Annotated in this window: 23 protein-coding genes and 1 other annotated feature; of the genes, 1 reads left to right on the top strand and 22 read right to left on the bottom strand. The window is 48.2% G+C overall.

Translation table 11 applies throughout. The features are described 5' to 3' along the window. Nucleotides 1-139: 139 nt before the first annotated feature. From rpoC to HNR77_RS25170, 20 genes are all read right to left on the bottom strand, one after another. A complete protein-coding gene (gene rpoC, locus HNR77_RS25075) occupies nucleotides 140-3,754 on the bottom strand; it encodes a DNA-directed RNA polymerase subunit beta' (protein ID WP_111271020.1) in 3,615 nt (1,204 codons plus the stop codon). A 112-nt stretch (nucleotides 3,755-3,866) separates the two neighbouring features. Beyond that, complete coding sequence (rpoB, locus tag HNR77_RS25080; RefSeq protein ID WP_111271019.1) at nucleotides 3,867-7,412, bottom strand: DNA-directed RNA polymerase subunit beta; 3,546 nt, start codon at nucleotides 7,410-7,412, stop codon at nucleotides 3,867-3,869. A 413-nt stretch (nucleotides 7,413-7,825) separates the two neighbouring features. Next, nucleotides 7,826-8,428 carry a class I SAM-dependent methyltransferase gene (locus HNR77_RS25085; protein ID WP_184190241.1) on the bottom strand — a complete coding sequence of 201 codons (603 nt, stop codon included), beginning with the start codon at nucleotides 8,426-8,428 and terminating at the stop codon, nucleotides 7,826-7,828. Nucleotides 8,429-8,526: 98 nt separating this feature from the next. Then, a complete protein-coding gene (gene rplL / locus HNR77_RS25090; RefSeq protein WP_184190223.1) occupies nucleotides 8,527-8,889 on the bottom strand; it encodes a 50S ribosomal protein L7/L12 in 363 nt (120 codons plus the stop codon). A 70-nt stretch (nucleotides 8,890-8,959) separates the two neighbouring features. Further along, nucleotides 8,960-9,463, bottom strand: coding sequence for a 50S ribosomal protein L10 (gene rplJ, locus HNR77_RS25095; RefSeq protein WP_111271016.1), 504 nt, complete (start codon nucleotides 9,461-9,463; stop codon nucleotides 8,960-8,962). Between the two features lie 23 nt (nucleotides 9,464-9,486). Continuing rightward, nucleotides 9,487-9,634, bottom strand: a sequence feature (ribosomal protein L10 leader region). A gap of 68 nt (nucleotides 9,635-9,702) precedes the next feature. Next, nucleotides 9,703-10,395, bottom strand: a complete 693-nt coding sequence (gene rplA / locus HNR77_RS25100; protein ID WP_090924686.1) for a 50S ribosomal protein L1 — start codon at nucleotides 10,393-10,395, stop codon at nucleotides 9,703-9,705. Between the two features lie 94 nt (nucleotides 10,396-10,489). Continuing rightward, a complete protein-coding gene (rplK, locus tag HNR77_RS25105) occupies nucleotides 10,490-10,915 on the bottom strand; it encodes a 50S ribosomal protein L11 (protein ID WP_017692062.1) in 426 nt (141 codons plus the stop codon). Nucleotides 10,916-10,983: 68 nt separating this feature from the next. After that, the gene (gene nusG / locus HNR77_RS25110; protein WP_024633599.1) at nucleotides 10,984-11,517 is read right to left on the bottom strand and encodes a transcription termination/antitermination protein NusG; all 534 of its coding nucleotides are present in this window, start codon (nucleotides 11,515-11,517) and stop codon (nucleotides 10,984-10,986) included. Between the two features lie 22 nt (nucleotides 11,518-11,539). Then, a complete protein-coding gene (secE, locus tag HNR77_RS25115; RefSeq protein ID WP_024633600.1) occupies nucleotides 11,540-11,731 on the bottom strand; it encodes a preprotein translocase subunit SecE in 192 nt (63 codons plus the stop codon). A 21-nt stretch (nucleotides 11,732-11,752) separates the two neighbouring features. Then, a complete protein-coding gene (gene rpmG / locus HNR77_RS25120; RefSeq protein ID WP_072735843.1) occupies nucleotides 11,753-11,902 on the bottom strand; it encodes a 50S ribosomal protein L33 in 150 nt (49 codons plus the stop codon). Nucleotides 11,903-12,211: 309 nt separating this feature from the next. Beyond that, entirely contained in the window at nucleotides 12,212-12,856 is a 645-nt protein-coding gene (gene sigH, locus HNR77_RS25125) for an RNA polymerase sporulation sigma factor SigH (RefSeq protein WP_024633601.1), read from the bottom strand. A gap of 172 nt (nucleotides 12,857-13,028) precedes the next feature. Further along, on the bottom strand, nucleotides 13,029-13,550 hold the full coding sequence (locus HNR77_RS25130; protein WP_145406606.1) for an NYN domain-containing protein: 522 nt from the start codon (nucleotides 13,548-13,550) through the stop codon (nucleotides 13,029-13,031). Nucleotides 13,551-13,555: 5 nt separating this feature from the next. Next, nucleotides 13,556-14,302: a 23S rRNA (guanosine(2251)-2'-O)-methyltransferase RlmB gene (gene rlmB / locus HNR77_RS25135; RefSeq protein WP_184190225.1), complete on the bottom strand. Its 747-nt coding sequence runs from the start codon at nucleotides 14,300-14,302 to the stop codon at nucleotides 13,556-13,558. A 50-nt stretch (nucleotides 14,303-14,352) separates the two neighbouring features. Next, on the bottom strand, nucleotides 14,353-14,874 hold the full coding sequence (locus HNR77_RS25140) for a Mini-ribonuclease 3 (RefSeq protein WP_260410882.1): 522 nt from the start codon (nucleotides 14,872-14,874) through the stop codon (nucleotides 14,353-14,355). Further along, nucleotides 14,871-16,271 carry a cysteine--tRNA ligase gene (gene cysS / locus HNR77_RS25145; RefSeq protein WP_184190243.1) on the bottom strand — a complete coding sequence of 467 codons (1,401 nt, stop codon included), beginning with the start codon at nucleotides 16,269-16,271 and terminating at the stop codon, nucleotides 14,871-14,873. The genes HNR77_RS25140 and cysS overlap by 4 nt, the downstream gene beginning before the upstream one ends. Nucleotides 16,272-16,352: 81 nt before the next feature. Next, a complete protein-coding gene (cysE, locus tag HNR77_RS25150; protein ID WP_111271012.1) occupies nucleotides 16,353-17,006 on the bottom strand; it encodes a serine O-acetyltransferase in 654 nt (217 codons plus the stop codon). A gap of 755 nt (nucleotides 17,007-17,761) precedes the next feature. Then, nucleotides 17,762-19,225: a glutamate--tRNA ligase gene (gltX, locus tag HNR77_RS25155; protein ID WP_184190227.1), complete on the bottom strand. Its 1,464-nt coding sequence runs from the start codon at nucleotides 19,223-19,225 to the stop codon at nucleotides 17,762-17,764. A gap of 33 nt (nucleotides 19,226-19,258) precedes the next feature. Next, the gene (gene ispF, locus HNR77_RS25160; protein WP_017692052.1) at nucleotides 19,259-19,735 is read right to left on the bottom strand and encodes a 2-C-methyl-D-erythritol 2,4-cyclodiphosphate synthase; all 477 of its coding nucleotides are present in this window, start codon (nucleotides 19,733-19,735) and stop codon (nucleotides 19,259-19,261) included. Beyond that, complete coding sequence (ispD, locus tag HNR77_RS25165) at nucleotides 19,732-20,424, bottom strand: 2-C-methyl-D-erythritol 4-phosphate cytidylyltransferase (RefSeq protein WP_184190229.1); 693 nt, start codon at nucleotides 20,422-20,424, stop codon at nucleotides 19,732-19,734. Before ispD ends, ispF begins: the two co-directional genes overlap by 4 nt. A gap of 102 nt (nucleotides 20,425-20,526) precedes the next feature. Beyond that, on the bottom strand, nucleotides 20,527-21,612 hold the full coding sequence (locus tag HNR77_RS25170) for a PIN/TRAM domain-containing protein (RefSeq protein ID WP_184190231.1): 1,086 nt from the start codon (nucleotides 21,610-21,612) through the stop codon (nucleotides 20,527-20,529). Nucleotides 21,613-21,784: 172 nt separating this feature from the next. On the opposite strand from HNR77_RS25170, the gene HNR77_RS25175 reads away from it, so the two are divergent. Next, the gene (locus tag HNR77_RS25175) at nucleotides 21,785-22,180 is read left to right on the top strand and encodes a nucleoside triphosphate pyrophosphohydrolase family protein (protein WP_110899262.1); all 396 of its coding nucleotides are present in this window, start codon (nucleotides 21,785-21,787) and stop codon (nucleotides 22,178-22,180) included. A gap of 132 nt (nucleotides 22,181-22,312) precedes the next feature. On the opposite strand, the gene pssA is transcribed toward HNR77_RS25175, so the two are convergent. Together pssA and disA are read right to left on the bottom strand one after the other, a co-directional pair. Next, entirely contained in the window at nucleotides 22,313-23,041 is a 729-nt protein-coding gene (pssA, locus tag HNR77_RS25180; RefSeq protein ID WP_184190233.1) for a CDP-diacylglycerol--serine O-phosphatidyltransferase, read from the bottom strand. A gap of 41 nt (nucleotides 23,042-23,082) precedes the next feature. After that, nucleotides 23,083-24,159: a DNA integrity scanning diadenylate cyclase DisA gene (disA, locus tag HNR77_RS25185; RefSeq protein WP_184190235.1), complete on the bottom strand. Its 1,077-nt coding sequence runs from the start codon at nucleotides 24,157-24,159 to the stop codon at nucleotides 23,083-23,085. Nucleotides 24,160-24,166 lie beyond the last annotated feature (7 nt).

Below are 24,166 nucleotides of genomic sequence, written 5' to 3' on the forward strand. Positions count from 1 at the left end.
ATCTAGCGCAAGCAATGTCAATGCTAATCCTAAAAGATTTTAAAAAGTTTGTGTATGCCAGGGTTACTCCACCAGTTTGACACTAGCGAAGCGCCCAGACATACACATCCTTAATCATTTCAGATCAAAAGAGTCGATGTTAGTCTACCGAAACTGGTTCCAGTTCTTCTACCGAAGATTGGCCATCCTCCGGCTCAGCAAACTTGATACTGCGATACCGGTTCATACCCGTACCTGCAGGAATCAATTTACCGATGATAACATTTTCCTTCAGACCCAGCAATTGGTCTACTTTACCTTTGATCGCTGCATCTGTCAATACACGTGTCGTTTCTTGGAACGATGCCGCAGAGAGGAAGGAGTCTGTTTCAAGGGATGCTTTTGTAATACCAAGCAGGATTGGTTTAGCAACCGCTGGCTCTTTATCACTAAGAATCGCAATTTTGTTGGCTCTTTCGTACTCATACGTATCAACAAATGATCCTGGCAGCAGCGTTGTATCTCCCGCATCCACGATACGGATTTTACGCAGCATCTGACGAATCATAACTTCAACGTGTTTGTCATTGATTTCTACACCCTGGTTACGGTATACGCGCTGTACTTCCTGCAAAATGTAGTTCTGTACGCCGCGTACGCCTTTGATGCGCAGCATTTCTTTTGGATCAATAGAACCGTCTGTCAGTTCGTCACCCGCTTCAATTTCCATGCCTTCGCTTACGCGTACACGGGAACCGTAAGTAACGGAGTACACTTTGGATTCTGCTTCACCTTGAATTTCGATTTCACGACGGTCTTTCGCTTCGCGAATTTCTTTAACCACACCATCAATCTCACTGATTGTCGCTTGACCCTTAGGATTACGAGCCTCAAAGAGCTCCTGAATACGCGGCAAACCTTGCGTGATATCGTCCCCGGCTACACCACCGGTATGGAACGTACGCATCGTCAGCTGTGTTCCCGGCTCACCAATGGATTGTGCTGCAATGATACCAACTGCTTCGCCGATCTCCACGTGTTTACCTGTCGCAAGGTTGCGACCATAACACTTCTTGCAGACACCATGGCTTGCACGGCAACTGAGAACGGAGCGGATTTGCAATTTGGTCACGCCAGCTTTGATAATCGCTTCTGCTTTGTCAGAATCGATCAGTTCATTGCGGCCAGCGATAATTTCTTTTGTTTCCGGATGACGAACAGTCTCGAAGCAATATCTGCCTTCAATACGGTCGTAGAGATCCTCAATAACCTCTTTACCATCCTGGATACGGCTAACGGTAAAGCCTTTATCTGTACCACAATCGTCCTCGCGCACGATTACGTCTTGGGCAACGTCTACGAGACGACGAGTCAGGTAACCTGAGTCGGCCGTACGCAGGGCTGTATCCGCGAGACCTTTACGCGCACCGTGAGTGGAAATAAAGTACTCGAGTACTGTCAGACCTTCACGGAAGTTCGATTTGATTGGGAGTTCGATAATTCGACCAGACGGGTTGGCCATCAGACCACGCATACCGCCCAATTGAGTGATTTGTGATTTGTTACCCCGGGCTTTGGAGTCAACCATCATCATGATCGAGTTGTAACGATCCATGGATTTCATCAGGATGTCCGTGATGTCATCTTTGGATTTTGACCAGATATCAATGATGCGGTCATAGCGCTCTTCATTCGTAATCAGACCACGACGGTATTGATTCGTAACGATTTGTGCTTTCTCCTCGGACTGTTTCAGAATCTCTGTTTTCTCATCTGGAACGACAACGTCAGCCACGGCTACAGTAATACCTGCTCGTGTAGAGTATGTGAACCCGAGCTGTTTGATTTTATCGAGAATAACCGCCGTTTCGGTTGTGTGATAAATTTCAAAGCAGCGTGCGATGATGGAACCCAGATATTCTTTGCCGACACCGCCTGCTTGAGGAGCATTCATGATTGCTTCTCTCAGGTCAGCCCCTTTTTCATATACAAAGAAGTGATCAGCAGTACCTTGATACAGGTTTGCACGAGTCGCGTCATTGATATAAGGGAAGCTTGCAGGGAAAATTTCGTTAAAGATAATTTTACCCACTGTTGTTAACAGCATGCCTTTTTGCTGCTCTTCCGTGAAACTTGTTTTACCAAGTGCCTTAACCGGAATAGCTACACGTGCATGCAGTCCAGCAGTACCCCGTTGGTATGCTGAAACAGCCTCATTGACCGTACGCAGAACCATACCTGTACCCTTCTCTTCCTTGTTGTCCATGGTCAGATAGTAAGAACCAAGAACCATATCCTGAGAAGGAGTTACAACCGGTTTACCGTCTTTCGGGTTCAAAATGTTGCCTGATGCCAGCATCAGGATACGTGCTTCCGCTTGAGCTTCAGCAGACAACGGAACGTGCACAGCCATTTGGTCACCGTCAAAGTCGGCATTGTACGCCGTACATACGAGCGGGTGAAGACGAATCGCTTTACCTTCAACCAGGATCGGTTCGAACGCCTGAATCCCGAGACGGTGAAGCGTAGGGGCACGGTTCAGAAGAACCGGATGCTCCTTGATGACTTCTTCAAGAACATCCCATACTTCAGGACTTACACGCTCAACTTTACGTTTTGCGCTCTTGATATTGTGGGCAAGCCCTTTATTCACAAGCTCTTTCATAACAAAAGGCTTGAACAGCTCAAGTGCCATATCTTTTGGCAGACCACACTGATACATTTTCAGGTAAGGTCCGACAACGATAACGGAACGACCGGAGTAGTCAACACGTTTACCGAGCAAGTTTTGACGGAAACGACCTTGTTTACCTTTCAGCATGTGGCTGAGAGATTTCAAAGGACGGTTACCCGGACCTGTAACAGGACGTCCACGACGACCGTTATCAATCAAAGCGTCAACCGCTTCTTGCAGCATCCGTTTTTCATTTTGCACGATAATATCTGGCGCGCCCAGGTCAAGCAGACGTTTCAGACGGTTATTCCGGTTAATTACACGGCGATACAGATCATTCAAGTCAGACGTAGCGAAACGTCCACCATCCAGCTGTACCATCGGACGAAGCTCCGGCGGAATGACAGGAAGCACATCCATGATCATCCACTCTGGGTTATTGCCAGAGTTACGGAAAGCTTCAATCACTTCCAGACGTTTGATTGCACGGTTGCGGCGTTGTCCTTGTGCAGTGCGGAGCTCTTCCTTCAGGAACTCAAGCTCTTTCTCTACATCAAGGTCTTGAAGCAATTTTTTAACTGCTTCTGCACCCATGCCAGCTTGGAAGCCATAACCGTATTTTTCACGGTAGCTGCGGTATTCTTTTTCGGACAGCAGCTGTTTTTTCTCCAGTGGAGTTTCTCCTGGATCAGTTACAACATAAGATGCAAAATAAATGATCTCTTCGAGTGATCTCGGAGACATATCCAAAGCGAGCCCCATACGGCTCGGAATACCTTTGAAGTACCAGATATGCGATACCGGAGCAGCAAGCTCAATATGGCCCATCCGTTCACGACGGACTTTCGCACGTGTTACTTCAACGCCACAGCGGTCACAGACAACGCCTTTATAACGAACGCGTTTGTATTTACCGCAATGACATTCCCAGTCTTTTGTAGGGCCAAAAATCTTTTCGCAGAACAGCCCTTCTTTTTCCGGTTTCAACGTACGATAGTTGATCGTTTCCGGTTTTTTCACTTCTCCGCGGGACCAAGAACGAATTTTCTCTGGGGAAGCAAGCCCGATCTTCATGTATTCGAAATTGTTGACGTCCAACAAGGAGCAACCCTCCTTAACCAATTCCTGTAATCTAGGTTACGCCCGCTCCGGCCGAAGCCGGAGCAAAACGTGAGCCTGATGAAAAACGCCGGTCATCATGCGCCCGAAGCAATTATTCAGCTCCGACCTCTGCACCCTCAAGGTTGAGGCTGAGCTTATCGCTCGCAGCGTCATCTTCATCGTCCATTTCTTTCATTTCAATCTCTTGCTCATCTTCACTCAAAATCTTAACGTCCATACCCAAGCTTTGCAGCTCTTTGATCAATACTTTGAACGATTCAGGAACACCTGGCTCTGGCACATTCTCGCCTTTGACGATGGACTCGTACGTTTTCACCCGACCAACAACGTCATCGGATTTAACGGTCAAGATCTCTTGCAGAGTATAAGCGGCACCGTATGCTTCAAGCGCCCAAACCTCCATCTCCCCGAAACGCTGTCCACCGAATTGGGCTTTACCACCCAGCGGCTGTTGCGTAACAAGTGAGTAAGGACCTGTGGAACGGGCATGGATTTTATCGTCAACCATGTGTGCCAGCTTGATCATGTGCATGACACCTACGGTAACTTCACGTTCAAACTCTTCACCAGTACGTCCGTCATACAGCACAGTTTTACCATTACGCTGCATACCTGCTTCTTCCATCGTATCGAAGACGTCATACTCCTTCGCTCCGTCGAATACAGGTGTTGCTACGTGGATACCAAGCTGCATTGCGGCCATACCCAAGTGAACTTCGAGTACTTGACCGATGTTCATACGGGAAGGTACGCCCAGCGGGTTAAGAACGATTTGAACAGGTGTGCCGTCTGGCAGGAAAGGCATATCTTCTTCCGGCAAGATGCGGGCCACGACCCCTTTGTTACCGTGACGTCCCGCCATTTTATCACCCTCGGAGATTTTCCGTTTTTGGGCAATATAGACACGAACGAGCTGGTTCACACCTGGTGGCAGTTCATCTCCGTTTTCACGGGTAAATACTTTCACATCGACGACGATACCATCTGTACCGTGAGGCACACGCAGGGAAGTATCACGAACTTCACGTGCTTTCTCACCGAAGATCGCGTGCAAGAGACGTTCTTCTGCAGTCAGCTCTGTTACCCCTTTTGGTGTAACTTTACCAACGAGAATGTCGCCAGCTGCAATTTCAGCACCGATGCGGATAATACCGCGCTCATCCAGATTACGCAGCGCTTCTTCCCCAACGTTAGGGATATCGCGTGTGATCTCTTCAGGTCCGAGCTTGGTATCCCGAGCTTCCGACTCATATTCCTCGATATGGATAGATGTGTATACATCTTCTTTAACGAGTTTTTCGCTGAGCAGGATCGCATCCTCGTAGTTGTAACCTTCCCAAGTCATGAAGGCAACTACAACGTTACGTCCAAGTGCAAGCTCACCCATTTCCGTCGAAGGACCGTCAGCAAGGATGTCGCCAGCTTTGACAACAGCGCCTCTTTTCACGATTGGACGTTGGTTGATGCATGTTCCTTGGTTCGAACGCATAAATTTGTGTAATTTATATTTAACGATATCGCCTTTGACTTCCTGACCGTCTACCTCTTCTACACGACGAAGCCAGATCTCGTTCGCAGAGGAACGTTCAATAATTCCGTCATAATCGGCAACAATACATACACCGGAGTCTTTAGCTGCTTTGTGTTCCATACCTGTTCCTACAAGCGGAGCTTTAGGAATCAAGAGCGGAACCGCCTGCCGTTGCATGTTTGATCCCATGAGGGCACGGTTGGAGTCATCGTTCTCAAGGAACGGAATGAGCGCCGTAGCGACAGATACAACCTGTTTAGGCGATACGTCCATGTAGTCCACTCGATCACTCGGCATCGTAAGGATGTTATCCGACTGTTTGTTGTAACGTACAATGATCGCATCTTCAGCAAAGGTGTTATCTTCATTCAGCTTCGCATTCGCCTGAGCGATAACGTAGTTGTCCTCTTCATCTGCTGTCAGGTAATCGATTTGCTCGGTCACGACCCCAGTTTTCGGATCAACCCAACGATAAGGAGCCTCGATAAAGCCATATTCGTTCACGCGTGCAAAAGTAGACAAGGAGTTGATCAAACCGATGTTCGGTCCCTCTGGTGTCTCGATCGGACACATCCGGCCATAGTGGGATGGATGGACGTCACGGACTTCCATGCCGGCGCGCTCACGTGTCAAACCGCCCGGTCCGAGTGCGGACAGACGACGTTTATGCGTCAACTCACCCAGCGGGTTGGTTTGATCCATAAACTGTGACAGTTGGGAACTTCCAAAGAACTCTTTAATGGACGCGATGACTGGACGAATGTTGATCAAAGCCTGTGGTGTAATGACGTTAGCATCCTGGATGGACATTCTTTCACGAACCACACGCTCCATACGAGACAAACCGATACGGAACTGGTTCTGCAGAAGCTCACCTACGGAACGCAGACGACGGTTACCCAAATGATCGATATCATCCGTGCTACCGATGCCATGCAGCAAGTTCAGGAAGTAACTGATGGAAGAGATGATGTCGGCTGGCGTAATGTTTTTTACGGACTTGTCAATGTCACCATTGGCAATCAGCTTAACCACTTTACCATCTTCAATTGGTGAAAATACATCAATCGTTTGCATCGGGATATCATTGGCATCCAAAACGCCATTGCCTACATGATATGTGCGGAAACCAACGCTTTTCTCCAGGTAAGGCATGATTTCGTCGAGCAAACGACGGTCAACCATCTGACCTGCTTCTGCAATGATTTCACCCGTTTCAGCGTCGATGAGAGACTCAGCAAGGCGCTGATTAAACAAACGGTTTTTGATGTGCAGCTTTTTGTTGATTTTGTAACGACCTACGTTTGCGAGGTCATAACGTTTTGGATCAAAGAAACGTGCAACGAGCAAGCTCTTTGCGTTATCCAGCGTTGGCGGCTCACCCGGACGAAGACGCTCATAGATTTCAATGAGTGCTTTCTCCGTAGAGTCCGTGTTGTCTTTGTCCAGCGTGTTACGGATATATTCGTCATTACCGAGCAAATCCAGAATCTCAGCGTCTGTACCAAAACCAAGGGAACGCAGGAGAACCGTAACCGGAATTTTACGTGTACGGTCGATCCGGACATAAACAACGTCCTTCGCATCCATCTCCAGTTCCAGCCAAGCGCCGCGGTTAGGAATTACTGTAGCGGTATACGTTTTTTTGGCGTTCTTATCTACTTTTGTACTGAAGTAAACGCTAGGAGAGCGAACCAACTGGCTGACAATAACCCGTTCCGCACCATTAATAATGAATGTGCCGGTGCTGGTCATCAGCGGGAAATCTCCCATGAATACTTCCTGCTCTTTGACTTCTCCGGTTTCCTTATTAATGAGCCGGACTTTGACCCGAAGCGGTGCTGCATAAGTAACGTCACGCTCTTTCGCGTCATCTACTGTATACTTCGGTTCTCCGAGACTGTAATCGATAAATTCCAAAATCAAGTTGCCTGTGAAATCCTGGATCGGCGAGATATCCTGGAACATTTCGCGCAACCCTTCCTCCAAAAACCAGTCGTACGATTTTTGTTGGATTTCAATCAGGTTCGGAACTTCGAGTATCTCGTTAATTCGTGCATAACTGCGCCGAGTGCGTCGACCATATTGAACAAGATGTCCTGCCAACTTAAACTCACCCCTCAATGTCTACTCACTTTAAAAATTTCGTTGCGAACCTCTGTTTGTAACCTTATAATGGTACACATACAGAGCAAAGCAATGCACCCGCAAATAAAGAAAAGCCCTTATTCGAAATGTCGTTCGATAAAAGAGCAACTTTGATCGGCGGATGTCTTTCCAAATCATTCATATCCCCAGTTTGCCCAAAATGTACATATTATACGCCAAACATAGGCATAATAAGCCCGGTTCGGCGTAAAAAAGGTTGACATTTTCAGTTAGCTAAAGCCAAGTAGGGCATCTTAATACTGACATTTTACAACTATACCACGGCTTGAATTTCAAGTCAATAGTCCTATTGCAAAAAAAATGATCCCCTGCTTACTTTACAAATCCAAAAGAACCTCTGATAGATTTCACTACTCTTCCTTTACCGCTTTGAAGATCCGATAGCCTTTATCCTTTGTCACTTCTTCCACTCGTGAAAATAACGATTCCAGCTTCGCTTTCGCAGAAGGTGCACCTTGTTTCTTTTGAATGACAATCCATAACGCCCCGCCAACCTTCAAATGCCCATACGCCTGCTCAAAGATCGTGTGAACCGTTTCTTTGCCTGCTCGTATAGGCGGATTAGTCAGAATCACGTCGAAATCCCGCCGCTTCACTTCAGTTAGTAGATTGCTTTGCATAACCGTAACATTAGCAACGCCATTGCCTTTAGCATTTTCCCTGGAAAGCTCAACCGCTCTCTCGTTGATATCGATCATGGTGACATGTCCATCCGGTACAAGTTTTGCTGCTGTAAGCCCGATCGGCCCGTAACCACATCCCACATCGAGAACCTGAGCGCCTGACGGCAGTTCCATCGCATCAATCAATACTCTGCTGCCATAATCGATTCCGTTCTTGGAAAAAACACCAGCATCCGTCACCAGCCGCAGACTGAATCCGCGAAGCACCACTTCAGCGGCCTTGCGATCATGTGCTGCTTGCGGTTTGTCCGAATAATAATGATTGGACATGCCCTCACTCACTTTCCATAGTTACATTTACAGCAACAAACCCCTTGATATAAGTCAAGGGGTTTGTTGTTTTGTTCATTCAGCTTGGATAAGCTAAATTATTTAACTTCGATTGTAGCGCCAGCTTCTTCAAGCTTAGCTTTGATTGCGTCTGCTTCTTCTTTAGCCACTTTTTCTTTCAGTGGTTTTGGAGCGTTGTCAACCAGTTCTTTTGCTTCTTTCAAGCCAAGACCAGTGATTTCACGAACTGCTTTGATAACGTTGATTTTGGAAGCACCAGCGCTAGCCAAGATTACGTCGAATTCGGATTGCTCAGCTTCAGCTGCAGCTGCGCCGCCACCTACAACAGCTACTGGAGCTGCAGCAGTTACGCCGAATTCTTCTTCGATTGCTTTAACAAGATCGTTCAGTTCCAGTACAGTCATGCCTTTGATTGCTTCCAAGATTTGCTCTTTACTCATGATTGAACCTCCATATATAATTTTATTTTTTGTATTTCATTACTGCTACGCAGTATTCAGATCAAGTAGCTTACGCGCCTTGCTCTTCTTTTTCTGCAACGGCTTTAACCGCAAGCGCGAAGTTGCGCATAGGGGCTTGAAGCACGCTGAGGAGCATGGAGAGGAGACCTTCGCGGGATGGCAGTTCTGCCAACGCTTTAACTTCTTCTACTCCAATTACGCGACCTTCTACGACAGCACCTTTCAATTTCAGTGCATCGTTCTTTTTCGCGAAGTCGTTCAGAATTTTGGCTGGAGCTACAGCATCTTCTCCGCTGAATGCAATTGCAGTAGGACCTGTCAGAACGCTATCGAGTTCTGTCAATTCTGCTGCAGCAGTCGCACGGCGAAGCAATGTGTTTTTCAGCACTTGGAATTCTACACCAGCTTCACGAAGCTGCTTACGCAGTTCAGTAGCTTGGGCAACGTTCAATCCGCGGTAGTCAACAACAACTGTTGTCGCGCTTTCGCGCAATTTTGCAGTTACTACATCAACGGACTCTTGTTTTGCTTGAATCACTTTTGCGTTTGCCAATCTGTACACCTCCTGATCAAATTTATCCCATTAAGAAAAGCCTCCGTAGAATCACGAAGGCTTGATATATACTCGCAACCGATTTGCATCGTTTCAAGTTGTATAATCACACCTCGGTAGGAAATTAAGCCAGATGGCACCTACTGTCTACGGCAAGCATATTCAAATGTCAACGGTCAGTCACTCGGACTCACAACTTTTATATCATACCAGAACAAGGAGAACCTTGTCAAGAGATATTATCTAAAAGCTGCTGCGTTCACGCGTGCGCCAGGGCCCATCGTAGAAGAAAGACTTACGTTCTTCAGATAAACACCTTTTGCTGCCGCCGGTTTAGCACGGTTCAGAGCGTCCATGAGAGCTTTGAGGTTCTCATTCAGTTGCTCGGAAGAGAAAGAAGCTTTACCGATCGGTGCATGAATTTGACCTGCACGATCCAGACGATATTCGATTTTACCGGCTTTGATTTCTTGAACAGCCTTAGTTACATCGAAAGTTACCGTTCCGGCTTTAGGGTTAGGCATCAGGCCTTTACCGCCGAGCAGACGGCCCAATTTACCTACTTCACTCATCATATCCGGTGTCGCTACGCAGACGTCGAATTCGAACCAGCCTTGTTGGATTTTGTTGATCATGTCTGCATCACCAACATAGTCCGCGCCAGCCGCTTCCGCTTCTTTCGCTTTGTCACCTTTTGCAAATACCAATACGCGTTGTGTTTTACCTGTACCATGTGGCAGGACAACAACACCACGTACTGCCTGGTCTTGCTTACGAGGGTCTACACCCAAACGAACTGCCGCTTCGATCGTTTCATCGAACTTCGCAGTAGCTGCCTTTTTCACAAGCTCAACCGCTTCTGAAGGCTCGTAAGTTGCTTCGCTGTCGATCAGCTTGGCAGCTTCCAGGTATTTTTTACCGTGTTTAGCCATGTTTTATTCCTCCTTTGTGGTTTTAGCGGATATACCTCCCACATTGACCGGCCGCGAATCGGCCGGCTTTACGAAGCCATGTTTCGTTTGAAAATTAGTCTTCGATGGTGATACCCATGCTGCGGGCAGTACCTTCGACCATACGCATTGCAGACTCAACGTCAGCAGCATTCAGGTCAGGCATTTTTGTTTCCGCGATTTGACGTACCGCATCACGTTTAACGGTAGCAACTTTTTTCTTGTTCGGTTCGCCGGATCCTTTTTCAACTTTCGCTGCCACTTTCAACAGAACTGCTGCAGGTGGAGTTTTAGTGATGAATGTAAAGGAACGGTCCTCGAATACAGAGATTTCAACTGGAATGATCAATCCCGCTTGATCAGCTGTACGAGCGTTGAATTCTTTACAGAATGCCATGATGTTGACACCTGCTTGACCCAATGCCGGACCTACTGGTGGTGCTGGATTTGCTTTACCTGCTGGAATCTGCAGTTTTACCATTTTGATTACCTTTTTTGCCATGATTGACACCTCCTTGCAAAATAGTGGTTAACGGGCCTCACAGCCCTCCCACAAGAAACTTGAAGAAACTATATCTTCTCCACTTGCGTATATTCCAACTCAAGCGGTGTTTCCCGTCCAAACATGTTGACGTGTACCTTCAGCTTGCTTTTGTCTACCAAAATCTCTTCCACGGAGCCCACAAAATTCGCAAAAGGTCCGACTTTAATACGTACGGATTCCTTAATATCGAATTCAATTTTAGGCTTAGGCTCAACCATACCCATGTGCTTCAGAATTTGTTCCACTTCTTCTGGCAACAAGGCTGTTGGTTTGGAGCCGGAACCTGTCGAGCCGACAAATCCGGTAACACCTGGCGTATTGCGAACAACATACCAAGAGTCATCCGTCTGAACCATTTCGACCAAGACATATCCGGGGTAAACTTTACGCATAACGGTCTTTTTCTTACCGTCTTTGTTCACCACTTCTTCTTCCATCGGAACAAGAACGCGGAAAATCTTGTCTTCCATGCCCATGGACTCTACGCGTTTTTCCAAATTGGCTTTGACCTTATTCTCATACCCTGAGTAGGTATGAACGACGTACCATCTTTTTTCCATATCAAGCCACCTGGGACCCTTCTTAAATAATCGCTTCGATCACAGCGGAGATGCCGATATCTACGACCCAAAAAAACAGCGTCATAACCACAACAGTACCAAGTACAATTAACGTGTAGTTCGTCAGCTCTTTACGATTAGGCCAGCGAACCTTTTTAAGTTCAGCCCAGCTTTCAGAGAAAAAGGAAATCAGAGATTTGAAACTACGTTTCACGCCGACTACACCTCCCAAAAACTATCTGGTTTCGCGATGAGAAGTCTGCTCGTTACAAAACTTGCAAAATTTCTTCATCTCCATGCGGTCGGGGTGATTACGCTTGTTTTTTGTCGTAGTGTAATTTCTTTGTTTGCAGTTTGTACAAGCCAAAGTAATAATTACCCGCATGATGTACACCTCCCGAAGACTTCCGCACTGAGCAGAGTCTCTAAATTGATCCTGAAAAAAAAGCCGTAAAATAGGCCTACCTAAAACACTTTATCACAAGGGTATAAGCATGTCAATGAAAGAATAACCTTTCATCGTTGGGTATTAATTCCGCACTACACGTGCCGTGTCTCTCATCTCTGATTTTTTCAATTCTCCGGCATGAACCGAGCGATTACTAGTATTTATCAATCCTTAACAATATAAACTCCAGACAATAAAAAAAGACTCAAACACCGAGCCTTTTCCGTCAACGACAACAACCTCTGTTCAATTATCTCGAACTTCCAGGTACTTTTCAAGTTTGCGCTTCACACGCTGTAATGCATTATCAATGGACTTCACATGACGATCCAGATCAACAGCTATCTCCTGATAGGATCTCCCGTCCAGATACAACATCAGCACTTTACGTTCCAGGTCACTCAAAATCTCGGACATTTTATCTTCCAGGCCAACGAACTCCTCCTGGTTAATAATTAATTCTTCCGGATCACTGACCTGTGTTCCACAAATCACATCGAGTAACGTACGATCAGACTCTTCATCATAAATGGGCTTGTCCAGAGATACGTAAGAATTCAGCGGAATATGCTTCTGTCGTGTGGCTGTCTTGATCGCCGTAATAATCTGTCTTGTAATGCACAATTCGGCAAACGCCTTGAAAGAAGCAAGCTTGTCCCCTTTGAAATCACGGATGGATTTATAAAGGCCAATCATTCCTTCTTGAATAATATCTTCCCGGTCAGCTCCGATCAAAAAATAAGATCTTGCCTTGGCGCGTACAAAGTTGCGATACTTGTTGATCAAAAACTCCAGCGCTTCGCTCTCGCCTTCACGGACCGCTTCGACAATGTCTTCGTCACTTTGGTAATCATACTTTGATAACATGATATCTTTGAGGTCGACACTCACAGACAATCCCTCCGGCTGCAACGCAAGGTACCCCGTTACTCTACTCTATGAAATATACGAACAGTATATATGATGGTACCTGCCACCGTCAACCACGCCATCCCTAAAAAAGAACAGGTATAACATAATTGTCAATAGTTTCAATATTGTAAAATTTGTAAAAAACCCGCTGTCAGCCTCGTCTCCAGCGTTCAAACTGCTTCAAAATCTCAGGGCTTAATTTCCCCCCGATTGTATTGCGAGTGGATCTCGCCTGATCCTCCGCAAGCCGCTGCTGAAGTTCCTTTTCATTCTGTTCCACTTCAATCAGCAGTTCTCGGGCAGATACACGCAGCGCTCCCTGGCCGAAAATAACATGTTGTTCTACCATATCGCTTGTAGCCACATAGATTTGGCGTCTTCGCATGCTTAGTTCCCGAACGAGTCTCTCAATGCATTCGTCTGCCGTCTCTTTTTCCTTTGTAAAATGAACTTGAACTTTGCTCTGTGTAAAGGATTTACCGAGTCCTGGCACAAGGTAGGCGTCAAACACAACGATGACGCGCCTGCCGGAAAAAGCCTGGTAGTCGGCAAGCCGGAAGAGCAGTCTATTTCGAGCCTCTTCCAGCCCGCTTTCAGCCAGTTTGGATAATTCCGGCCAGTCGCCAATCATGTTGTACCCGTCTACAAGAAGCACATCACGGGAATCAGCCATATCATCTATTCCTGCGCTTGGCGGGAACGGAGCACTTCATACATGACAACCCCCGCTGCCACGGAAGCGTTCAGGGAATTAATCTGACCTTGCATCGGCAGTTTGACCAGCACGTCACATTTCTCACGAATGAGGCGACCCATGCCTTTGTTTTCGTTGCCGATGACAAGGGCCACAGGACCTGTAAATACACCATTGCCAAAGACAGCCTCGCGTGCAGTAACATCCGTACCCACGACCCATACGCCTTCATCTTTGAGACGATCAATCGTTTGCGCCAGATTGCTTACCCGAGCAACGGGTACATACTCTGCAGCGCCTGCAGATGTTTTGGATACCGTTGCCGTTACCGAAGCTGAACGCCGCTTGGGTACAATGACACCGTGAGCTCCAGTGCAGTCTGCCGTACGCAGGATGGAGCCCAGATTATGAGGATCTTCAATTTCATCCAGCAAAAGGATAAACGGTTGTTCATTTTTGGATCTGGCTGCTTGCAAAATATCTTCAACCTCAGCATAAGCATACGGAGCTGCCTGAGCAACAACACCCTGATGCTGAATACCGGGAACGGTTTGATCCAGCTTACGCTTGTCCACGTGCTGAATGACGATCCCTTGTTTTTTGGCCTCCGCAATGATCGGTTGCGTCAGATGTTTCTGCGCCGTGTCTGCAATCCATATTTTGTTAATGGTCCGGCCCGAACGCAGCGCCTCCGTTACGGAGTGTTTACCGGCAATCCATTCTTCTTCCATCCTTGTTCGTTCCTCTCTGTATTGCTTGTTATATAAAATAGTCACCGCAGCTATTTGGACGTTGATGCAGATGCCTGTTCTGCCTGCTCAATCCCCAGCCCAATCAGTTCAATCATTCGATGATGCTGACTGCTGCTGTATAGGTAACCGATCAGACATTCAAACGCCGTTGCGTGTCTGTACTCCAGCACATCCGCATTTTTGGGAACACTGCCGGACTTAGCATTGCGCCCCTGCCGTACCACGTCCAGCTCCTCTTCCGTCAATGCAGCCTCTATACTTGTCAGTATGCGGCTTTGCGCCTTGGCAGATACCAGCTTTGTTGCACTGCGGTGCAGATGGTTAGGACGCATGTTCGCTTTGGATAACAGATACTGCCTCACCGCAACCTCATATACCGCATCACCGATATAAGCCAGTGCAATGGGCGGGATCAACCGTGCAGGCCGGGAAGGAGGATAAGGAAACCATCCGCCCTCCTGCGCATTCACCTGATGCGTCCCTTCACTCTGTACATCATTGGCCGTTCGCTCGACAGATTGAGACAAAATATTCTCTTTTTCCTCACTCATTTGCGACGCCATCTCATTCCCTGAGCCGTATCTTCCAGCAGGATACCTTGAGCAGACAATTCATCACGAATTTCATCTGCGCGGGCCCAGTTTTTGGATTTACGTGCTTCCACGCGCTCTTGAATCAAACGTTCAATCTCTTCGTCCAAAAGTTCCGGCTCCACTTCTGTATAGATTCGCAGCACCGCATTCAGTTCATCGAACAGTTCCAGCAATGCATGAATCTCGGCGGCATTGACCACGTCCTGCTGCAGCAGCTGGTTCGCTTCTGCCGCCCATTCAAACAGCGCCGTAATTGCATCTGGAGTATTGAAGTCATCCTGCATTTTTTCATGATACTGTTGTCGAATTCCGTCCAGCCTTGCTGCGAATTCTTCAGGAATCTGCTGATTCACGGTTACAGCCCCCAGACGATGCTTCAGGTTACCCACCGCATTGGCGATGCGATCCACACTGTTCTGCGCCTGCTCCATCGTATCCTCAGTGAAATTAAGCGGGTTGCGATAGTGAGTAGACAACATGAAGTAACGGATTGCTTCGCGCTTGTACTGGCTTCGCAGATCCTTCACCAAAACGCCGTTACCGAGAGATTTCGACATTTTCTCGTTATCAATGCGAATAAAACCGTTATGCATCCAGTAATTCGCGAGAGGTTTGCCCGTAATTGCTTCGGATTGCGCGCATTCGCACTCATGGTGAGGAAACTGCAGATCCTGTCCTCCACCGTGAATATCCAATGTATCACCAAGATACTCTCTTGCCATGGCGGAGCACTCGATATGCCAGCCAGGACGACCATCGCCCCAAGGGCTGGACCAGAAAATTTCGCCAGGCTTAGCTGCTTTCCAGAGCACGAAGTCTTCCGGATGCTCCTTGCGCTCGTCTACACCGATCCGAATACCGAACTGCAGCTCCTGCAGGTTCTGTTTCGACAATTGTCCGTATTTCTCGAACTTGCCTGTTCGATAATATACGTCACCGCCATTTTCATAAGCGAAACCTTTTTCAACAAGTTCACTTATAAAATCAATAATCAGCGGCATATTCTCGGTTACCCGTGGGTTGCTGCTGGCCTTAGGAATGCCAAGCCCTTCCAAATCCGCATAATACGCGGCAATAAATTTCTCTGCCACATGCGGAACGTCGGTGCCAAGCTGCTCGGCTTTGCGTATCAGTTTGTCATCCACATCCGTAAAATTCACGACATAATTCACTTCATGTCCGGTCTGCTCCAGATACCCGCGAACGGTGTCGAAAAAGATCACTGGACGGGCATTCCCGATATGAATGTAGTCGTATACGGTCGGTCCGCATACGTACATTTTCACCTTGCCGGGCTCTTGCGGAACAAACTCCTCTTTGGTACGGCTCATCGTATTATAAATCTGAAGCGTCATGGTCACTTTTCCTTTCATCCTGAACTGCTGTACTGTATACCTATTCAATGTGCATGCATCAGCGATTGTGCATCAATCATCTTATGTGCATTTCTCGGATTCGCGTGTATTTTGCATTGTGCGCACTTCCTCCTGCAGCCGTTCAATTTCGCGCTGCATGCTGCGCAGAGAATCAACAACCGGGTCAGGCAGCTGTTGGTTCAGACGGTCCACACGCCGGCCATCCTGCTTGACGATTCGTCCCGGAATACCTACGACTGTACTGTTCGCCGGCACTTCCTTTAAAACAACAGAGTTCGCACCAATATTGCTTTGATCTCCTACGCGAAACGATCCCAGCACCTTCGCACCGGATGAGATAACCACATTATTGCCAATTGTCGGGTGTCTCTTTCCTTTTTCTTTCCCTGTCCCGCCCAGGGTTACGCCTTGATAGATCACAACATCGTCACCAATCTCACACGTTTCTCCAATGACAACCCCCATCCCGTGGTCAATGAACAAACGATCACCGATGGTAGCTCCAGGATGAATCTCGATGCCTGTCATAAACCGGCTAACCTGAGATATAAACCGGGCAAGCGAGTACCATCTTCGTTTGTATAGATAGTGCGCGAATCGATGGGCCCATATCGCATGCAGCCCTGAATACGTAAATACAACTTCAAACCAACTCCGGGCGGCTGGATCATTTTCAAAGACCGTCTGGATATCTGATCTGATCTTTTTGAACATGCTCGTTCCCCTCTTGTTCCGGTTCTCGTCCTCCGGGTATGCCGGACGGCGTGTTCCTTGGTAGTGTACTGCGCACTCGCCAAAACAAAAAACGCCTCTGCAGCACGAAGCTGCAGAGGCGTTAATCGCGGTCCCACTCTGCTTGGTTTAGTTCATTCCTGATGAATTACGAATAAAACAAACCCTCTAGCGGCTCGGTAACGGGAACCAGTCGTCGCCATCTATCCTGACGTTCTCCTCTGTACTGTTGACTGAGGCGGGGCCGGATTCGACGGTGCAGCTCACGGGTGCATTTCAGACTGCTGGACAATGGACGGCTCGCAGCCACCGCTCGCCAAACAGGTCTGTTCTCTGTCTGGGCGTGCGGGGCCATCCTCTCTGGATTTGTCCGGATCAGCTTACTTCTCCCGGTCTTTGCTGTTCTATATGAACGTATTATGACAATTCAACCTTGTGTTGCTATTATAGCGAAAAGCCTTCGCACTGACAACCAGCAGAATTGAATGGCATCAGTTAAACAATGAATTCTTACACAACCACTCCGATGACAGAATAACCTTCCAATCGCTGTTATCCCCAGATTTTTTTGATTCCCTTTTCAAAGGGAAAAATCCGGTGATAAAGGCGAAGTGTATGCTTCCGATGCAGCTTTCTTTCAGAAAGCTTGTAGCTCCACTTTTTCAGGTTTTTTCTGTCCTCTCCGTTAATGTGTAATTCACAGTCTCCACTTATGAGGATTCAGGAGTATACGCGATTTACGCGCCTGTCACCTGTGCCAGCAAACGCTGGATGACAGTATCACGGCCCAATAGCACTATGGTCTGATTCAGATCACGTCCATGCGTCTGTCCCGTCAAGGCCACACGGATTGGCATAAAGAGCTGTTTGCCCTTGAAGCCTGTTTCCTTCTGCACTTCCTTAATCAGGGCAGCCATTTTACTCGGTGTAAATTCGTCGCTCTCCTGTACCTTGTCAGCAAATGCCTTCAGCACCGTTGGTACCTGCTCTTCAGCAAGAACCGCAGCTCCTTCACTCTCCAGCACAACCTCGGAACGGAAGAACACTTCCGACAGTTCTACAATATCGGATGCCGCATTCATCTGCTCCTGATAGAGATGTACGAGGGAATATGCCCATTCTTTTTGCTCCGCGGACAGATCGGCAGGAAGACGTCCTGCTTTTTGCAGATGCGGGATCGCCATCTCGGCTATGCGCGCCGGGTCAGCATGTTTGATGTAATGGTTGTTCAGATGCGCCAGCTTGTGTGTATCAAATACAGCCGGGCTCTTGGACAGACGCTTCGTATCAAAGATGGAGATCAGCTGTTCCTGTGAAAAGATTTCCTCTTCTCCTTCCGGCGACCAGCCAAGCAATGAGATAAAGTTGAACATCGCTTCGGGCAGATAACCCAGCTGATCATACTGTTCAATAAACTGAATAACGGATTCATCCCGTTTACTCAGTTTTTTGTGATTTTCGTTCACAATCAGCGTCATATGACCAAATTGCGGCGGCTCCCAGCCAAGCGCTTCATAGATCATCAGCTGACGCGGGGTGTTGGAGATATGATCCTCCCCACGCAATACGTGGGAGATCTTCATCAGATGATCGTCCACGGCAACCGCATAGTTGTACGTGGGAATGCCGTCCTTTTTCACAATGACAAAGTCGCCTGATTCCTTGCTGTTGAACGAAATCGTACCTTTAACCATGTCGTTAAATGTATATGTGCGGTCTGCCGGTACACGGAAACGAATGCTCGCCACGCGGCCTTCCGCTTCAAATGCTTCAATCTGCTCCGGTGTCAGGTCACGGTGCTTGCCGGAATAACGCGGGGTTTCTCCACGCGCCGACTGCTCTTCGCGCTCCTGTTCCAGCTCTTCTTCCGTGCAGTAGCAGCGGTATGCAAGACCTTTGTCCAGCAGCTCTTGTGTATATTTGCGATACAGATCGAGACGCTCCGTCTGACGGTACGGTCCATAGTCCCCGCCTACATCAATACTCTCATCCCACTCGATGCCGAGCCATTTCAAGTATTTCAGCTGGCTTTCCTCACCACCCGCAATGTTGCGTTTCACGTCCGTATCCTCGATACGAATAATGAATTTACCGTTATTATGTTTGGCATACAAGTAGTTAAACAGCGCCGTACGGGCATTCCCGATATGCAGGTGTCCCGTTGGGCTCGGTGCGTAGCGCACCCGAATTTCTGCGCTCATATGATCCCCTCCGTCTCTAATTCGTTGATGATATCACACACGTACCAGGCACACAACCGATTGGGCTGCAATGCCCTCTCCCCGTCCAGGGAACCCGAGCTGCTCTGTCGTTGTTGCCTTCACGTTCACTTGTGTCACATCGGCTTCCAGCGCCTTCGCAATCACTTCAGCCATCTGCGGAATATAAGGTGCCATCTTGGGCTTCTGGGCAATAATCGTTGAATCAATATTACCGAGCTTATAACCGCGATCCTTCACGAGCTGCCATACATGCTCCAGCAGTTTCAAGCTGTCCGCATCTTTAAATTCCGGATCGGTATCCGGGAAATGCTTGCCGATATCCCCGAGTGCAAGTGCACCAAGAATCGCATCACTAATCGCATGCAGCAGCACGTCTGCGTCCGAGTGGCCCAGCAGTCCTTTTTCATAAGGAATCGTAACCCCGCCAATAATGCACGGTCTTCCCTCCACCAGCTGGTGCACGTCAAATCCTTGTCCTACACGTATCATCGCTTCTTCTCTCCCCCAAGCCAAAACGCGGCATACTGTAAATCTTCAGGCGTCGTTAGTTTGATGTTGGTGTAACTGCCTTCCACAACCTTGACCGACATTCCCTGGCGCTCGGCCAGCATGGCATCATCCGTTCCCAGAAACCCGTCCCGCTCCGCCGTATCGTAAGCCTCCAGCAAGGAAGAAAGACGAAAAGCCTGCGGGGTTTGAATGCTCCACAGACTGCTGCGGTCCGGCGTTGCTGTAACGATGCCCTCCGCATTCACTTGTTTAATCGTATCCTTCACCGGCACGGCCAGCACAGCTCCTCCGCCCGAAGCGGCGGCAGCCATGCAGTCCCTGATCTGCTCACGGTGCACAAAAGGACGTACCCCGTCGTGAACGAGCACCCAATCGGTTCCTAACGCCCGCAGGCCTTCATGGACCGAATGCTGTCTCTCTTTCCCTCCGGGGATAACGCGGACATGCGATTCCAGCTGGTATTCTTTTACCCATTCCAGGCATCGTTCAACATCTGCAGCACCCGTAACCAGAATCATCTCGCGAATCTCGTCCAGCGCCGCAAATACTTCAAGCGTATGTATGAAAACGGGCTTGTCCTGCAGCAGCAGAAATTGTTTGCTCTCGGTTGTGCCCATACGGGTTCCCCGCCCTGCCGCCACAATGACAACGCCCCAACCTTTATCCATGCCGCAATCCCTGCCTTGTCTGTCAGTTTATCGTCTGGAGTCTATAATTGATAATACAGCACCTATTATAGCTCATTACGATACACTACTCATCATACCCCTTTATTGGGCTTTTTCCAACAGTTTCGGCTTGGCAAATATCATTCGTCCTGCAGATGTCTGCAGCACACTGGTCACCAGCACTTCCATCATCATGCCGATGTACTCCCGTCCACCTTCAACCACAATCATGGTACCATCGTCCAGATAGGCCACACCTTGCCCGTGCTCCTTGCCATCCTTGATAATCTGCACCATAATCTCTTCTCCTGGCAGCACTACCGGCTTCACCGCATTGGCCAGATCATTGATGTTCAACACCGATACACCTTGCAGCTCACACACTTTGTTCAGGTTGAAGTCGTTGGTCACGACCTTTCCCTGCAGCACCTTGGCAAGTTTCACGAGCTTGCTGTCTACCTCGGAGATTTCTTCAAAATCCCCTTCATAGATCAGTACCTGCACATCAAGCTCCTTCTGGATTTTGTTCAAAATGTCCAGTCCGCGCCGCCCACGGTTCCGCTTGAGCAGATCCGATGAATCCGCGATATGCTGCAATTCCTCCAGCACAAATTCAGGAATGACGATCGTCCCCTCAATGAAACCCGTCTTGCAGATATCCGCAATCCGTCCGTCAATGATGACGCTAGTGTCCAAAATTTTATGCTCTTCCATGCGTCGTTCCTCGTCCACTTCAGGATGGCCCCATCGTCCCGACTTCCAGAATGCCCCCAGATCGTCTTTCTTGGCCATAGCCAGACTGTACCCTGAATAAGCAGCAATGGCAGTCAGCCCCACCTGCAGCACCTCTCCTGCGGTTCCCAGCCAGGCAAGGCAAGGGTACAGCAGCAAAGCAGCCAGAAGCCCGGCCACGATGCCTGCCGCACCAGCAGCCAGCTCGTTCATCGGTATTTTGGCCAGGGAATCGATCCCGCTATGAAGTCTGTTTGCCATCATTGTGCCGCCAATCGTACATACGGACATAAAAAGTACCGCTCCCAGCAGTGTCGATACACCAGCCCCCAGCAATCCTGCCGACTGAATCCATTCAGCCATCCAGGGAATGGACTTGCCTGCCAGATGATAAGCCGTGTATCCGAACCATGCGCCGCACAATCCAGTAAAAGTTAAAATGCCTTTTCTCCACATGAGTTCCTGCACCTCCTCAATCAATCTTTATCTTCATATCCAGTATGATCCAATTCCCAAAAAGCTAATCCCGTCCGCAAGAACTTTTTGGAAATGTTTCATTCGTCAGTTGAAAGTAAGACTTTTATTGGCATATAATGAATTCAATTCATATCCAGAGGTGAGTGGCAAAATGAGTACGCTAAGTTTACAGGCTTTTCAGGATCAAGTTTCCGAACTGCTGCTGCGCCATCGCAGCCTGATTGATGTACTGTCCAAAACGGGACAAGCCGGAGCCTCTGTTAACCGCGCTGTGTCCAAAGCCATTACCGAATGCGGCTGCATTGAGCTGCACGCCACCAAACAGCAGTACGCCCCCGAAAGCGGTATATCTCAGGCCAAGGGTTCACTGGAAACGCATGTGGAAGGTGAATTGTGTGAAAATTGCAAAGAGGTTATCAGTTCCGAATTAGGGCGGAACCTGTTCTATATGTCAGCACTCTGCAATCTGCTGGACATCAACATGGAAGAGGTTGTGAATCACGAATCACAGAAATGTTCGACGCTTGGCATGTTCAACTTGTCTTAGCTCCATGATCATATACTTGGTTGGTTATGTATCAGCATAAGCACACAGCAAAAAGCACGTACTCTCCGTTCAGGAAAAGTACGTGCTTTTTGTGTTTGGTGATTTGTTAAGCTCGTGTACAACTCGCATAAGTTAGCTGTCGGAGCGGGAAGATTTCTCTCCCTTGCGTTTTTTGGCACGATTGCGAGAAGCCGCGATTCGTACACTGTGCTTCATGCCATACAAGGCATACAGCACGAGCGGAATGAAAATCAACTTGGACAGCTGATCCGGGAAAAGGAGAGCCAGCCCGACCGCCAGCAGTATAACCCACGGGGCAATCCAGATCGCCTTTCGAGGCAGACCTACCTTTTTGAAATTGGGATATTTCAGTGAGCTTACCATCAGATATGATAAAAGCAGCGTAGCAATCATCATGGAGATGGGACCGATATCCTTATGGAAAAGGGAGAGCGTTGCCAGTACGCCACCTGCGGCCGGAATCGGCAAACCTGTGAAATACCCGGGAATGCCCGGCCGTACATTAAATCTCGCCAGACGTATGGCTCCGCAGATTGGAAAAGCAGCCGTCGCAATCCAGGCGAAGATGGGCGTTGCATCCTGGAATGACACCATAAAAATAATCAGGGCCGGTGCTGCACCAAAAGAAACCATATCCGACAAGGAGTCCAGCTCCTTGCCAAATTCGCTTTGCGCATTCAATGCCCGGGCTACCCGGCCATCCAGACCATCCAGCAGCATCGCAATGATGATCATAATCGCAGCCAGGCTGTATTTTTCGTTGATTGCAAGCAAGATGGCCAGCATTCCAAGAAACAGATTACCCAGGGTAAAGAGATTTGGAATGAATCTGGTTAACATGTTGTTTCACCTCATCCATTAGAAGCCTGTATAGGCGGTTCCTACATCTGTCTGTCAATAAACATCTGCTCCTGCAGACGTTTGAGTCCTTCCTTGATGGTACGGGCACGAACTTCACCAATGCCATCCACCTCATCCAGCTCCTCAATTGTAGCGGTGATAACGTGAGGTAGCTGTTCGAATTGATCCACCAGGTTATGAATAATGACATTAGGCAGACGAGGGATCTTATTTAATACCCGGTAACCGCGTGGTGCAACCGAATCCTCGGAAGTTGCTGCCGATGAAGGATAACCTAGCAGACGTACGATATGATGTGCATCCAGCAACTCCTCATCCGACAATCTTTTTAGGCCTCCGATAATCTCGCGAATCTTGTCGTCACTGTCGTCACGGGCATAATCCTTGTACAGCAGCCAGGCCTCTTCCTCTGTTGTGCCAACAAGCTCCTCCATCTGCATGGAGATGAGTCGTCCTTCATTGCCCAGCTCATCAATATATCGTTCAATCTCCGTTTTGATCCGCAGCACCATCTCGGTGCGTTGAATGACATTGACCACCTCTGGAATCGTAACCAGTTCCTCGAATTCAGAGGCACTCAGATTGGTGAGGGATTGTGTCAACACGGCTTTATATTTTTCGAGCGTTTGAATCGCCTGATTGGCTTTGGTCAAAATAACCCCGATTTCCTTGAGTGAATATCGAAGCGTTCCCTGGTACAGAGTAATAATATTCCGGCGCTGCGAGATAGACACAACCAGCTTGCCAGTCTGCTTCGCCACTCGCTCGGCCGTCCGGTGACGAATGCCTGTCTCTGACGAAGAGATCGAGGAATCCGGGATCAGCTGTGTGTTGGCATACAAAATCCGCTTCAGATCCTCACTCAGAATAATTGCACCATCCATTTTGGCAAGCTCATACAGGTAGTTCGGCGAGAAATCACAATTAATCGAAAATCCTCCATCCACCACTTCCATCACTTCAGGGCTGTATCCTACAACAAGCAGTGCGCCCGTCTTGGCGCGCAGCACATTTTCCAGACCTTCGCGGAAAGGAGTACCCGGTGCGATCAGCCTTAACAAATCATTCATATTGTCCAGTTGGCTTGAATCCTTCATCTTGTTA

It is taken from the genome of Paenibacillus sp. JGP012, assembly GCF_014203995.1.
GTDB classification, from domain to species: domain Bacteria; phylum Bacillota; class Bacilli; order Paenibacillales; family Paenibacillaceae; genus Paenibacillus; species Paenibacillus silvae.

Excerpts from the sequence above, each read along its gene's own strand:
- HNR77_RS25085 (WP_184190241.1), bottom strand. The coding sequence starts at position 8,428 with ATGTCCAATCATTATTATTCGGACAAACCGCAAGCAGCACATGATCGC.
- rplL (WP_184190223.1), bottom strand. The coding sequence starts at position 8,889 with ATGAGTAAAGAGCAAATCTTGGAAGCAATCAAAGGCATGACTGTACTG.
- rplA (WP_090924686.1), bottom strand. The coding sequence starts at position 10,395 with ATGGCTAAACACGGTAAAAAATACCTGGAAGCTGCCAAGCTGATCGAC.
- rplK (WP_017692062.1), bottom strand. The coding sequence starts at position 10,915 with ATGGCAAAAAAGGTAATCAAAATGGTAAAACTGCAGATTCCAGCAGGT.
- nusG (WP_024633599.1), bottom strand. The coding sequence starts at position 11,517 with ATGGAAAAAAGATGGTACGTCGTTCATACCTACTCAGGGTATGAGAAT.
- rpmG (WP_072735843.1), bottom strand. The coding sequence starts at position 11,902 with ATGCGGGTAATTATTACTTTGGCTTGTACAAACTGCAAACAAAGAAAT.
- HNR77_RS25130 (WP_145406606.1), bottom strand. The coding sequence starts at position 13,550 with ATGGCTGATTCCCGTGATGTGCTTCTTGTAGACGGGTACAACATGATT.
- rlmB (WP_184190225.1), bottom strand. The coding sequence starts at position 14,302 with ATGGAAGAAGAATGGATTGCCGGTAAACACTCCGTAACGGAGGCGCTG.
- HNR77_RS25140 (WP_260410882.1), bottom strand. The coding sequence starts at position 14,874 with ATGAGTGAGGAAAAAGAGAATATTTTGTCTCAATCTGTCGAGCGAACG.
- cysS (WP_184190243.1), bottom strand. The coding sequence starts at position 16,271 with ATGACGCTTCAGATTTATAATACGATGAGCCGTACCAAAGAGGAGTTT.
- cysE (WP_111271012.1), bottom strand. The coding sequence starts at position 17,006 with ATGTTCAAAAAGATCAGATCAGATATCCAGACGGTCTTTGAAAATGAT.
- gltX (WP_184190227.1), bottom strand. The coding sequence starts at position 19,225 with ATGAGCGCAGAAATTCGGGTGCGCTACGCACCGAGCCCAACGGGACAC.
- ispF (WP_017692052.1), bottom strand. The coding sequence starts at position 19,735 with ATGATACGTGTAGGACAAGGATTTGACGTGCACCAGCTGGTGGAGGGA.
- ispD (WP_184190229.1), bottom strand. The coding sequence starts at position 20,424 with ATGGATAAAGGTTGGGGCGTTGTCATTGTGGCGGCAGGGCGGGGAACC.
- HNR77_RS25170 (WP_184190231.1), bottom strand. The coding sequence starts at position 21,612 with ATGTGGAGAAAAGGCATTTTAACTTTTACTGGATTGTGCGGCGCATGG.
- HNR77_RS25175 (WP_110899262.1), top strand. The coding sequence starts at position 21,785 with ATGAGTACGCTAAGTTTACAGGCTTTTCAGGATCAAGTTTCCGAACTG.
- pssA (WP_184190233.1), bottom strand. The coding sequence starts at position 23,041 with ATGTTAACCAGATTCATTCCAAATCTCTTTACCCTGGGTAATCTGTTT.
- disA (WP_184190235.1), bottom strand. The coding sequence starts at position 24,159 with ATGAAGGATTCAAGCCAACTGGACAATATGAATGATTTGTTAAGGCTG.